Origin of the sequence: Bacillus cereus group sp. N8 (genome assembly GCF_016483685.1) — a bacterium.
Lineage (GTDB): Bacteria > Bacillota > Bacilli > Bacillales > Bacillaceae_G > Bacillus_A > Bacillus_A proteolyticus.
In genome coordinates this window covers 1-246 of sequence record NZ_JAEHBK010000200.1, presented here as the reverse complement: position 1 = coordinate 246, position 246 = coordinate 1, and the positions used below count along the sequence as shown (strand labels likewise).

Sequence of the window (246 nt, the reverse complement as noted above, 5' to 3'; positions counted from 1 at the left end):
CAAAGTCAGTGACTGTAAATGGGAAATACGGCGTTGTTATCGATTTGGAAAAGACGAATGTAACAAAACGAGAGAAATTATCACCATTACAGTCAATGACAGATGCCATATTGTATGAACTGCATATTCGTGACGCTACTATTCATCCAAACAGTGGAGTGAATAAAAAGGGAACATATAAAGGATTGATGGAAGAAGAGACAACGGGACGAAATGGGACATTAACAGGATTGGCTCATATAAAAG

The 246-nt window shown here is 37.8% G+C and carries 1 pseudogene; it reads left to right on the top strand.

What is annotated here, in order from left to right:
* A pseudogene (locus tag JDS80_RS30995) lies at positions 1-246 on the top strand (type I pullulanase); the annotation flags it as partial.